Raw genomic sequence first — 12,500 nt, forward strand, 5'->3', positions numbered from 1 at the left:
TTTATTGTGGATAAACTTCTGATCAGAGGCCGCAAGCCTCTGGATGGTGAAATCCGGATTTCCGGTGCCAAGAACGCCGCACTGCCGATCCTGGCAGCAACTCTGCTGGCGGATGAGCCGGTAACCGTCGGCAACCTGCCGCACCTGCACGACGTAACCACCATGATCGAGCTTCTGGGCCGCATGGGTGTTGAAGTGATCATTGATGAAAAAATGAGCGTGGAAATCCACGCCAACACCATCAAACACTTTCATGCGCCTTACGAGCTGGTGAAAACCATGCGGGCCTCCATTCTGGTGCTGGGTCCTCTGGTAGCCCACTTCGGCGAAGCAGAAGTATCCCTGCCCGGCGGCTGTGCGATCGGTAGTCGCCCGGTGAATCTGCACATCCACGGCCTGGAAATGATGGGTGCGGACATCAAGGTTGAGAATGGCTATATCAAGGCTAAGACCAACGGTCGCCTGAAGGGCGCCCACATCTTCCTGGATACGGTCACTGTAACCGGTACGGAAAACCTTATGATGGCGGCTGCCCTGGCCGACGGAAAAACCATCCTGGAAAACGCGGCCCGCGAGCCAGAGGTCGTTGACCTCGCCGAGTGTCTGATCGCCATGGGCGCAGACATCAAAGGTCACGGTACCGCCACCATCGAAATCAACGGTGTTGAGCGCCTGCATGGTTGCCATTACAACGTGCTGCCAGACCGGGTTGAGACCGGGACTTACCTGGTGGCTGCGGCGGCAACCGGGGGGCGGGTCAAGCTCAAGGATACCCGTGAAGACCTGCTCGAAGCCGTTGTACTTAAGCTTGAAGAGGCTGGCGCCCATATCAACACCGGCCCGGATTGGATTGAACTGGACATGAAGGGTAATCGCCCGAAAGCGGTTAGCCTGCGCACAGCGCCATATCCGGCCTTCCCGACCGACATGCAGGCCCAGTTCGCTGCGATGAACGCCGTGGCCGAAGGCACCGGTACCATTGTGGAAACCGTGTTCGAGAACCGGTTCATGCACCTGCAGGAATTGATCCGCATGGGTGCGGATATCACGCTTGAGGGCAATGCCGCGATCATCAAGGGCGTGGACCATCTCACCGGCGCGCCGGTGATGGCCACGGACCTCAGGGCTTCGGCAAGCCTCGTCATTGCCGGCCTCATGGCCGACGGCGATACCATCGTAGACCGCATCTATCACATTGACCGCGGGTACGAATGTATTGAAGAGAAACTGCAGTTGCTGGGTGCCACCATCCGCCGCCTGCCAGCGTGAAAGACATCCATACAGACACTACGGGAAACCGGAAGAATCCATGACAGATTCCATAACCATCGCCTTGTCGAAGGGACGAATCCTGGAAGAAACCCTGCCGCTGTTGGCGGAGGCGGGAATCGAACTGATCGACGACGTCAAGAAGTCGCGCAAACTGGTGTTCCCGACAACGGACCCCAATGTTCGGGTTCTGATTATCCGGGCTACAGACGTGCCGACTTATGTTCAGTACGGCGGGGCGGACCTTGGTGTGACCGGCAAGGACGTGCTGATGGAGCATGGTGGGGAAGGGCTGTATGAGCCACTGGATCTGAACATTTCCCGGTGTCGCCTTATGACAGCCGGCCCCAAAGATCAAACTCCGCCATCCGGTCGTATCAAGGTGGCAACGAAATTCGTGAACCTGGCCCGCCGATATTACTCGGCTCAGGGACGTCAGGCAGACATCATCAAGCTATACGGCGCCATGGAGCTGGCTCCGATTCTCGGCCTGGCCGACGAGATCGTCGACATTGTCGATACCGGCAACACGCTGAAGGCAAACGGCCTTGAAGCCCGAGAACTGATTGAGCACATCAGCAGCCGGCTGGTTGTCAATCGTGCCTCCATGAAGATGAAACACGAGCGTATTAACCCCATAATTGAAAAGATGTCCGCAGCTGTGGATAAACGCCGGACCTAATGCCAGAGCCGGCCAGAGTCAGTTAGTTGTTAATCCCATACAGGATTTGAGTTATGACCGCCAAGATCACCCGATTGAACGCCTCCCAAAGTGACTTTAATGATGCGTTGGCCAAACTGCTGGCCTGGGACGACAGCGTTGATCATCAGGTGAACGAGTCGGTGCGCCATATCCTGCATGAGGTGAAAACCCGCGGTGATCAGGCGGTTCTGGAATTTACCGAGAAGTTCGATCGCCTGAAGGCTGGCTCTGTCGCCGAGCTGGAAATGGACCAGAGCCGACTGCAGAAGGCTCTGGAAGCGATTCCCCAGGACCAGCGTGTTGCCCTGGAGAAAGCGGCTGAGCGGATCCGTGACTATCACGAGCGGCAGAACCAGAAGTCCTGGCAGTATGAGGACGAAGATGGCACCGTGCTTGGCCAGAAGGTAACGCCTCTGGATCGGGCTGGTTTGTATGTGCCCGGCGGTAAGGCCGCTTACCCGTCATCCGTGCTCATGAACGCCATTCCCGCAAAGGTCGCGGGTGTCAGCGAAGTGGTGATGGTCGTTCCGACACCGGATGGGGTTGTGAATGACATGGTGCTGGCGTCCGCAGCCATTGCTGGAGTGGATCGTGTATTCACTGTTGGCGGCGCGCAGGCCGTTGGCGCACTGGCGTACGGGACAGAGACCATTCCGGCCGTCGATAAAATCGTCGGCCCCGGCAATATTTTCGTCGCCACCGCCAAGCGCGAAGTCTTCGGCGTTGTCGGCATCGACATGATCGCCGGGCCCTCGGAAATCCTCGTGATCAGTGACGGCCAAACCGACCCTGACTGGATTGCCATGGACCTCTTCTCCCAGGCAGAACACGACGAGCAGGCCCAGTCCATCCTGATCAGCCCGGATGCCGAATTCCTGGACGCTGTCGAGGCCAGCATCAACAAACTGCTGCCAACCATGGAGCGTGCCGACATCATCCGCACCTCCATGACCGACCGCGCTGCGTTGATCCACGTCGCCGACCTGAAACAAGCCGCCGAGGTTTCCAACCGAATTGCCCCGGAACACCTGGAGCTTTCGGTTGAAGATCCTGAGGCCATGCTCGATGACATTCGCCACGCCGGCGCCATCTTCATGGGCCGCTACACCGCCGAAGCCCTGGGTGACTACTGCGCCGGTCCGAACCACGTGCTGCCCACCAGCGGCACCGCACGGTTCTCCTCACCTCTGGGCGTCTACGACTTTCAGAAGCGGTCCTCCATCATCGGCTTCAGCGCTGCCGGTGCAGACCGCATGGGTCGGGTGGCGTCGGTTCTCGCACGTGGCGAGGGCTTAACCGCTCACGCCCGGTCGGCGGAATATCGTATTAGAAATTAGGTTTCATTGTCGGATGCGGAAAACCGTAGTCCGATCGTGGTTTATCTCCCAAAGTATGCAGGGCGGCGGGCAGGTCAATCTCCGAGAATGTCGGCGGCCATGGATGGCCGACGCCAAGTGCACATGGGTGTGGCAGAGCGATGATGAAGCGGAGCTTCATGCGATAGCCACACGACAGCAATCTGCGATTGCTGGCCGGACCCGCTTGCGGGTGCTCGTAGCGGTTCTCGGAGATTGACCTGCCTGTCGCCCGTCTGCACCAAACGGAGTGCAAAAGCGATGAGCAAATTCTGGAGCCCCCTGGTAAACGATCTGGTTCCATACGTCCCAGGCGAACAGCCAAAAATGGCTAACCTGGTGAAGCTGAACACCAACGAAAACCCCTTCGGCCCCTCACCAAAAGTCATCGAAGCCATCCAGGCCGAACTGAACGACGGCTTGCGCCTCTATCCGGATCCGGAAGGCGAAAGCCTGCGCCAGACGATCGCGGCGTACCACAAGGTCAAGCCGGAACAGATCTTCCTGGGCAATGGCTCGGATGAAGTCCTGGCCCACATCTTTTTTGGCCTGTTCCAGCACGGCGAGCCGATTCTGTTCCCGGACATCACCTACAGCTTCTATCCGGTTTACTGTGGCCTCTATAACATCGAGAGCAAAAAAATACCGCTGACAGACAGCTTTGAAATCAACCCGGACGATTTCAAGCAACCCAACGGCGGCGTGATTTTCCCGAATCCGAACGCGCCAACCGGTCGATACCTCGAGTTGCAGCATGTTGAAGAGATCCTGGCGGCTAACCCGGACCGCGTCGTGGTGGTGGATGAGGCCTACATCGATTTCGGCGGTGAGTCGGCAATCACCCTGGTCGACAAATACCCGAACCTGCTGGTCTCCCAGACGCTCTCCAAGGCGCGTTCACTGGCCGGTTTGCGGGTAGGTTTTGCCGTCGGCAACCCGGACCTGATCGAGGCCCTGAATCGGGTGAAGAACAGCTTCAACAGCTACCCGCTGGACCGCTTGGCCCTGGCCGGCGCGAAGGCGGCCTACGAGGATGAAGCCTGGTTCCGTAAGTGCTGTGATGGCGTGATCTCCGAGCGGGAGCGCGTAACGGCCGCTCTCGAGGGGCTGGGTTTCGAGGTGTTGCCCTCAAAGGCAAACTTTATCTTTGCCCGTCATAAAGATCAGCCGGGTGAGGTTTTGGCGAAGAGCCTTCGTGAGCAGGGCATTATCGTTCGGCACTTCAACAAGCCCCGAATCAGCGAATTCCTGCGCATTACCATTGGCACTGTTGAGCAGAATGATGCTTTGATTGCTGGCCTCGAATCACTCTAGCCTGCGTATTGGCGGGTAGAGCGGGGTAGGCGCCCCTCTTCGGGAACCGCTACGAGCACATCCATGTGCGCTTGACGTCGGCCATCCTTGGCCGCCGACATTCCCGAAGAGGGGCACCTACCCCGCTCGTCTAGCTTCCATGAAATAGTCGGAGCGTAGCTTTATGGCGAATCGAAACGACATCCTTAAGAAAATCGGCGAATGGCTGCAGCCAGAGAACTTCCAGGATTACTGTCCCAATGGCCTGCAGGTCGAAGGCACGTCCGAAATTAAAACCGTCATTTCTGGCGTAACTGCCTCAAAGGATCTGATCGAAGCTGCGATCGAGGCGAACGCTGATATGATTCTGGTCCACCATGGTTACTTCTGGAAAGGTGAGGACCAGCGAATCCAGGGCATGAAACGTGAACGCTTGAAACAGCTTCTCGACAACGACATCAATCTTGTCGCCTACCACCTTCCGCTGGATGACCATCCCGAATACGGTAATAACCGTCAGCTTGCGAATATTCTCAACATCAAGAATCCCCGTCCGTTAGGTGGTCTGGTTTGGGAAGGCGAGCTGGAAGAGGCAATGTCTCCCGAGGAATTCAGTCTTCACATCGCCAGACAGCTCCATCGCGAGCCGCTCTGGGTCGGCGACGGTCCGGCAGCTATCAAACGGGTAGGGTGGTGCACCGGTGCAGCGCAGGGGTTTATCAATATGGCTCTGGATGCAGGCCTGGACGCCTATATTAGCGGGGAAATCTCGGAACCGACGACGCACACGGCCAGAGAGTGTGGTATCCACTACTACGCGGCTGGTCATCACGCGACCGAGCGTTATGGCGTTCAGGCTCTGGGGAAAGCGCTAGTAGAGGAGTTTGGGATCTCCCACAAATTCATCGATTGCGATAATCCTGTTTGATGCGTTAGCAGGATCGCTTTTCGGTCGTTGAGAATTTCACCCAGATTGATGGTGCGTGGTGTGCGCCTCTTTCCGGGAATGTCGGCGGCCATGGATGGCCGGCGTCAAGCGCACATGGATGTGCTCGAAGCGGTTCCCGGAAAGAGGCGCACACCATGCCCTCTCTCCGAAACCATCAGTCCTGCAACGATCCGAATTGCCAGATCTATATGAGTCAGGCCTGCTGAGCCTTATCACCCTTCTTGAGCCCAAAGTCCTCAGCAAGCGTCCCGGAATCCTTGGGATCCGTCTTCGGCGCATAGTCCCTGGGCGGCTCGGAAGCGTCCTCGCGGACCTCTTCCAGGCGCTTCTTGGAAGTCTCCTGCGCCAACTCTTCCATCCAGTCTTCGTCATTGCAAAGACGATTGGCACCGCGGGCCATGTGCTGGTTCACATCGCGGTAAGCATCATTGAAGCGGCGCAGCAAATGGGCCGACTCCATGAAATGCTCGTTCACCTGGGCCTGGTAGCGGGTATATTCGCTTCTCAGTTCCTCAATCTGCTGTTCCGCCCGGCGCTGCCGAAGCGACGTTCCCTGCCCGGAACGGCCAACAAATACCCCGATGACAATGCCAACAACCAATGCGGCAATCGCTGCCAGAATCAGGTTTGTCATATGCTGTGTCGTCCTTTTACCTTGAAGTGAGCCAAGCCCCTGGCAGACGAGTATAACGCCCCAGGCTCCATCATCCCATGATTGTGGCCTGCGCCAATCGTCGTATTGCTGCCCAGGCGGCCAACGTGGCGAAAAATCGCCAAATGCGAGACAATACGGCGCCCAAATTTACGATCAACTTCCGGGAATACCTTGATGACAGCTGCGATGTCCTCCGAAACCAGTGCGACCATGACCCCTTGGCAACGTTACCAGAAGGATCTTGAACGCCCGGATTTCCAGAAGGACTCGGCCCAGGAAGATGCGGTCAAGCGCCTTCAGTCACTGTACGACAAACTGGTGGAAGCCGAAAGGGATCGCAGCAAGCCCAAGGCCAAACTTTTTCGCAAGCTCAAAAAAGGCAAGGAAGAGCCGGTCAAGGGCCTGTATTTCTGGGGCGGAGTAGGCCGCGGCAAAACCTACCTGATGGACACCTTTTACGAGGCGCTGCCTTTTGACCGCAAGATGCGGGTTCACTTCCACCGTTTCATGCAGCGGGTCCACAGCGAACTCAAATCGCTCAAGGGCGAGAAAAACCCTTTGGAGCTGGTTTCCAAGAAGTTTGCCGATGAAACCCGGGTTATCTGTTTCGACGAGTTTTTCGTGTCCGACATTGGCGACGCCATGATCCTTGCCGCTCTCATGGATGGTTTGTTCAGTCGCGGCGTCACCCTGGTGTGTACCTCCAACATCGTGCCGGATGGTCTCTACAAAGATGGCCTCCAGCGCGCTCGGTTCCTGCCCGCGATTGAACTCGTCAAAAAGCACACCGACGTGGTCAACGTTGATGGCGGCGTAGACTACCGGTTGCGGACGCTCGAGCAGGCGGAACTTTTCCACTCGCCTCTGGACGAAGAAGCGGACGTCAGTCTCCGCAAAAGCTTTGATGGCCTTGCGGTCGAGGCAGCAAAACACAGTAAAACCATGGAGATCAACGGTCGCAAAATTCCGGCCCAGGCGCACGCAGACGACGTCGTCTGGTTTGATTTCAAAGACGTCTGCGACGGCCCCCGAAGCCAGAACGATTACATCGAAATGGCCAGGCAGTTCCACGCCATCATCGTCAGCAACGTGCCTGTTCTGGGCAAAGAAAAAGACGACCAGGCCCGGCGGTTCATTAATATGATCGACGAATTTTACGACCGCAACGTCAAAGTCATTATCTCCGCGGCGGCGCCCATCACGGAGCTCTATACTGGCGGCCGCCTCGGCTTCGAATTCGAGCGCACCGAATCCCGCTTGCTGGAAATGCAGTCCCGGGAATACCTCGAAGCACCGCATAAACCATAAGTGGCGTCGGATTACGCGTTGCTAATCCGACAAAAACCTACCAGACAACCAACAGAGAGATTCAGAAATGAGCACAGATAACGTAGTCATCGTGAGCGGGGTTCGCACCCCCATGGGTGGATTCCAGGGTAGCCTGGCCAGTGTCAGTGCCACCGACCTGGGTGCCCTTTCCATCGCTGAAGCCGTGAAACGCGCCGGCCTGCAGCCTGTGGATGTGCAGGAAGTCATCATGGGCAACGTCCTGCCCGCCGGACTCAAGCAGGGCCCGGCGCGCCAGGCGATGCGTAAGGCCGGTCTTCCGGATCACACCGGCGCCACCACCATTAATAAACTCTGCGGCTCCGGCATGAAAGCCGCCATGTTCGCCCACGACCTGATCAAAGCCGGCAGCAACGACATTATGGTTGCCGGTGGCATGGAAAGCATGTCTAACGCTCCCTACATCCTGCAGGGTGTTCGCAGCGGCTACCGCATGGGCCCCGGCCAGGCACCCCAGGATCATATGTTCCTGGACGGCCTCGAAGACGCCGAAACCGGTCGCCTGATGGGTGCCTTCGCTCAGGAAATGGCCGACAAGAAAGGCTATACCCGTGAAGAAATGGACGATTACGCCATCACCTCTCTGACCCGGGCCAAGAAAGCCATCGAAGAAGGCCTACTGAAAGACGAGATCGTCCCGGTAACCGTGAAAAGCCGCAAAGGCGAGGTGGTCGTTGAGGACGACGAGCAGCCTCACAACGCCAACATCGACAAGATCCCGAGCCTGCGCCCGGCCTTTGCCAAAGATGGCACCGTTACAGCTGCCAACGCCTCATCAATCTCCGACGGCGCTTCTGCGCTGCTCCTGATGCGCGAGTCTGAAGCCGAAAAGCGCGGCCTCAAGCCGCTCGCCCGCATTGTTGGCCACAGCACCCAGTCCCAGCATCCGTCCGAGTTCACCTGCGCCCCGGTTGGTGCCATCGAAACCCTGTTCGGCAAAACCGGCTGGACCAGGGACGATGTTGACCTGTTTGAGATCAACGAAGCCTTCGCCATGGTCGCCATGATGCCGATTCGCGAACTCGGCCTCGACCCCGAGAAAGTCAACATCCACGGCGGCGCGTGCGCCCAGGGGCACCCCGTCGGCTCCACCGGCTCCCGCCTGCTGGTAACCCTCATGTACGCCCTCCAGCGGTACGGCAAAAAGAAAGGCATCGCGGCCCTCTGCATCGGCGGTGGCGAAGCTACTGCCATGGCGATCGAGATGCTCTGAGCTTCGGAGTCTGGCCGGGGCGGCGATGGTTCCTCCAAGAATGTCGGCGGCCATGGATGGCCGACGCCAAGCGCACATGGATGTGCTAGTAGCGGTTCTCGGAGGAACCATCGCCACCTTGGCGCTCCTCGCAACTAACAGCCGCCGAAAAAAACCACCAAAACCAAAGTGGTTGCATCCAAATTTGTTGTCTATAGTGATTCTGTGCGAAGAAACCCTGCAGCAATCGGCGGTAATAGAGGTGTGAGAGCAAAATCATACTTTTGACTGATCAAAGCGCCCGAAGGCGTTAGCTATAGTGCCAACATCACGAGCACTGTGCATGAAGCCTCCAATACATCGTGAAAACCAATAATCAGAGCAGCGACTCAGAACAACAATGGAGTAGCCTTCCAATGACAAGAAAAACACATCAATGGCAGCGTTGGACCAAATTACCGCTTGCCGTGGCAGTTGCGGCCGGCGTGTCCGGTCAGGCAGCAGCCTATTCGTTCTATGTGGGTGATGTGGAAGCCCAGTTCAACACCACGCTCTCCGCAGGTGTGGGTTGGAGGGTAGAAGATCGAGACAAGCGCCTGATTGCTCAAGGCAACCTCGGCCCGGAGTACGCGCCCGGCGGCTCTCTGGCAAATATTGGCTCCTCCACCAACAACTACGACGACGGTAACCTTAACTTCGAAAGCGGAGACACCTACTCCAAAATCGTCAAGGGTAACAGCGAACTTTACCTAAATTATTACGTTGATAACCCCTATCTGACTCGTGTCGGCGGCCTGCTCCGTGGTCGCTACTGGTACGACTTCGAACTGAAAGACGAGAGCAGGGCTGTAGATTACGTCGGCCAGCAGCGGGAGCTGAACCCTGAAGCAAAAGATAATGCCTCGGGTGGTGAAATCCTCGACGCCTATGTCTTCTCCGATTGGTACTTCGGAAATGTGCCAGTGAGTCTTCGTTATGGTAAGCAAGTTTTAAGCTGGGGTGAGAGTACCTTTATCCCGGGTGGTATCAACGTCATCAACCCTGTTGATGTCCCGGCCTTCCGCGCACCGGGTTCAGAACTGAAAGATGCCTTGCTTCCGGTTGAAATGTTCTACATGTCTGCCGGCATTACCGAGAATGTAACCGTCGAAACGTTTGTTCAGGCCGATTGGGAACCGATTCGTCCAGATGATTGTGGCACGTTCTTCTCAACCAACGATTTTGCGTCTGATGGCTGTGGTCCCGTGCTTTTGGCAGGGCAGCTCTCCGATTCACAAGCCCTTGCGCAGGGATTTGTGGCACCGCGAATTGGTGATCAGGAAGCGGACTCGAAAGACCAGTTCGGCGTTGCCTTGCGGTGGTACGTTCCGGAACTCAATGACTCGGAACTCGGCTTCTATTACATCAAGTATAACAGCCGCCTTCCTTATGTCAGTGGCACAATTAAAGACACCGGTGAGCAGTTCCCGAAGTACTTTATAGAGTATCCTGAAGGTATTAACCTCTACGGTATCAGCATTAACACAACAACTCCGGGCGGTTGGTCTCTCGGCGCGGAATACTCCTTCAGGGACAAGGTTCCCCTCCAGTGGAACGCGTTTGAACTGCTGTATGGCGGCACCCAGCTGCGTAATCCTATCGACGGCACTCCGGTCAGTTTGCTCGAAAAGCAAAGGCTTGAAGAGGCCGGCGGTACACTGGAGCCGGGCGTGAGCGTTGCTGGTAACGACCGTTTCAATGTGTCCCAGGCGCAGTTTACGTTGATCAAGTTCTTCGACCAGGTTATGGGTGCGAGTCGCCTCTCCCTGATCTCTGAATTCGGCGCGACTTACATTCACGACCTGCCTGGTTACGACGAGGCGCGCTACGGTCGCTCTGGTACCTTTGGTGTAGGCCCTGTTCCCAGTGCCGGCGGCGTCGACGCTTGTCCGCTCCTGAATATCAACACCAACTACTGCGAAAACGAAGGCTTCACAACCGACTTCTCATGGGGTTATCGTGCACGCCTGGTTTGGGATTACCCGAACGCGCTGGCCGGTGTGAACCTGTCACCGCAGCTGGCCTGGAGCCATGATGTGCAGGGGTACAGCCCGCAGCCAGGTGGTGCTTTCAACGAAGGCAGTAAGGCCATCGGCCTGTCGCTGCAGGCGGTGTACCAGAACAAGATTACCGGCAACATCGGTTACACAAACTTTTTCGGCGGAAAGCCGTATAACGAGTTGACTGACCGCGATTTCGTGAGTGCTAGCGTTTCATACTCATTCTGAACCCGGAAAGAATTCGTTGAACGAGGGAATTTAAATGAAACTAAACAAGAAACTACTGGCCACAGGCGTCCTGGCAGCGAGCATGTTTGCCGGCCAGGCCTGGGGTGCGGTTTCTGCTGAAGAAGCGGCCAAGCTGGGTAACTCGCTGACGCCGATGGGTGCAGAAAAAGCTGGCAACGGTGGCGCTATTCCTGCCTGGACGGGTGGTCTGACAACGCCGCCTTCCGGCTATAAGAATGATGGTATCTATTTAAATCCGTTCGCGGATGAGCAGCCCAAGTTCACCATCGATCAGAGCAACGTCGAGCAGTACAAAGACAATCTGTCCCCGGGCCAGGTTGCTATGATCGAGCGCTATGATGACTACTTCATGCCGGTGTACGAAACCCATCGTACCGCTGCCTACCCCGACGAGGTCATGGAGCAGACCGTTGAAAACGCAACCACGGTTGAGCTGATCAAAGACGGTAACGGTCTGGGTAACTATCAGTCCGCCACTCCGTTCCCGATTCCTCAGAATGGTCTGGAGGCAATCTGGAACCACATTACCCGTTACAGGGGTGGTTCTGTACAGCGCACAGTTGGTCAGGTGACGCCGACCGAAGGTGGTGACTTCTCGGTTGTGAAATTCCAGGACGAGCTTACCTGGCGTACCTATCTCTCGGATTACAATCCGGATGAGGATGGCAACGTTCTGTTTTACTTCAAGCAGGCCATCACCGCGCCAGCGCGTCTGGCCGGTAACGTACTGCTGGTCCACGAGACCATCGACCAGGTAGCCGAGCCTCGCCGTGCGTGGGTATACAACGCCGGTCAGCGCCGTGTTCGCCGGGCACCGCAGGTTGCGTATGACGGACCGGGTACCGCGTCTGACGGTATGCGTACCTCGGATAACTTCGACATGTTCAACGGTGCTCCGGATCGCTACAACTGGGAGTTGGTTGGCAAGAAGGAAATGTACATTCCGTACAACTCCTACAAGCTGACCGATCGCAGTCTGAGCTACGACCAGATCATTAAGGCTGGTCATATCAATCAGGATTACACTCGCTACGAGTTGCACCGTGTATGGCATGTTCGCGCAACACTGAAAGAAGGGGCCCGCCACATCTATGCCCAGCGCGACTTCTACATTGATGAGGACTCCTGGCAGGCATCCGTCATTGATCACTACGACGGTCGTGGCGAACTCTGGCGTGTTGCAGAAGCTCACAATATGCAGTTCTATGATCAGAACGTGCCCTGGTACGCCATTGAGACTCTGTACGATCTGCTCTCTGGTCGCTACCTCGCGCTTGGTCTGACCAACGAGGAAGAGAACCCGTATGAGTTCGGCGTTGATCGCCGCTCCAGGGATTACACGCCGGCCGCACTGCGTCGCGCTGGTACCCGGTAAGGGTTCTGCAGAAGACTCAAGAACGGCGGGCCTGACGGCCCGCCGTTTTTTTTACACCTTAGAAAACCCTTTCA

The 12,500-nt window shown here is 56.8% G+C and carries 11 protein-coding genes; 10 read left to right on the forward strand and 1 reads right to left on the reverse strand.

The genetic code is table 11. From position 1 onward, the window contains the following. Positions 1 to 6: 6 nt before the first annotated feature. The 6 genes from murA (at position 7) to ACWJ62_RS03650 (ending at position 5,548) form a co-directional block, all read left to right on the forward strand. Positions 7 to 1,269, forward strand: a complete 1,263-nt coding sequence (murA, locus tag ACWJ62_RS03625) for a UDP-N-acetylglucosamine 1-carboxyvinyltransferase (RefSeq protein WP_014577731.1) — start codon at positions 7 to 9, stop codon at positions 1,267 to 1,269. A gap of 40 nt (positions 1,270 to 1,309) precedes the next feature. Beyond that, positions 1,310 to 1,951, forward strand: coding sequence for an ATP phosphoribosyltransferase (gene hisG, locus ACWJ62_RS03630; protein WP_014577730.1), 642 nt, complete (start codon positions 1,310 to 1,312; stop codon positions 1,949 to 1,951). Between the two features lie 53 nt (positions 1,952 to 2,004). Then, the gene (gene hisD / locus ACWJ62_RS03635; protein WP_449284957.1) at positions 2,005 to 3,309 is read left to right on the forward strand and encodes a histidinol dehydrogenase; all 1,305 of its coding nucleotides are present in this window, start codon (positions 2,005 to 2,007) and stop codon (positions 3,307 to 3,309) included. A gap of 103 nt (positions 3,310 to 3,412) precedes the next feature. Then, positions 3,413 to 3,547, forward strand: coding sequence for a hypothetical protein (locus tag ACWJ62_RS03640; RefSeq protein ID WP_449284958.1), 135 nt, complete (start codon positions 3,413 to 3,415; stop codon positions 3,545 to 3,547). A gap of 41 nt (positions 3,548 to 3,588) precedes the next feature. Next, positions 3,589 to 4,641 (forward strand): histidinol-phosphate transaminase, encoded by a 1,053-nt coding sequence (gene hisC, locus ACWJ62_RS03645; protein WP_449284959.1) that lies wholly within the window; start codon positions 3,589 to 3,591, stop codon positions 4,639 to 4,641. Positions 4,642 to 4,804: 163 nt separating this feature from the next. Further along, positions 4,805 to 5,548, forward strand: coding sequence for a Nif3-like dinuclear metal center hexameric protein (locus tag ACWJ62_RS03650; RefSeq protein WP_449284960.1), 744 nt, complete (start codon positions 4,805 to 4,807; stop codon positions 5,546 to 5,548). Positions 5,549 to 5,762: 214 nt separating this feature from the next. Here ACWJ62_RS03650 and ACWJ62_RS03655 read toward each other — a convergent pair whose 3' ends face one another. Next, entirely contained in the window at positions 5,763 to 6,203 is a 441-nt protein-coding gene (locus tag ACWJ62_RS03655; protein WP_008170195.1) for a YhcB family protein, read from the reverse strand. A 231-nt stretch (positions 6,204 to 6,434) separates the two neighbouring features. Here ACWJ62_RS03655 and zapE point away from each other — a divergent pair, with 231 nt between their 5' ends. The 4 genes from zapE (at position 6,435) to ACWJ62_RS03675 (ending at position 12,426) form a co-directional block, all read left to right on the forward strand. After that, positions 6,435 to 7,532 carry a cell division protein ZapE gene (zapE, locus tag ACWJ62_RS03660; RefSeq protein WP_449285348.1) on the forward strand — a complete coding sequence of 366 codons (1,098 nt, stop codon included), beginning with the start codon at positions 6,435 to 6,437 and terminating at the stop codon, positions 7,530 to 7,532. Between the two features lie 67 nt (positions 7,533 to 7,599). Then, positions 7,600 to 8,784, forward strand: coding sequence for a thiolase family protein (locus ACWJ62_RS03665; RefSeq protein ID WP_449284961.1), 1,185 nt, complete (start codon positions 7,600 to 7,602; stop codon positions 8,782 to 8,784). A gap of 395 nt (positions 8,785 to 9,179) precedes the next feature. Then, on the forward strand, positions 9,180 to 11,030 hold the full coding sequence (locus ACWJ62_RS03670; protein ID WP_449285349.1) for a DUF1302 domain-containing protein: 1,851 nt from the start codon (positions 9,180 to 9,182) through the stop codon (positions 11,028 to 11,030). 34 nt (positions 11,031 to 11,064) lie between these two features. After that, positions 11,065 to 12,426 (forward strand): DUF1329 domain-containing protein, encoded by a 1,362-nt coding sequence (locus ACWJ62_RS03675; protein ID WP_449284962.1) that lies wholly within the window; start codon positions 11,065 to 11,067, stop codon positions 12,424 to 12,426. Positions 12,427 to 12,500: the final 74 nt, after the last annotated feature.

It is taken from the genome of Marinobacter sp. PE14 (assembly GCF_053566155.1).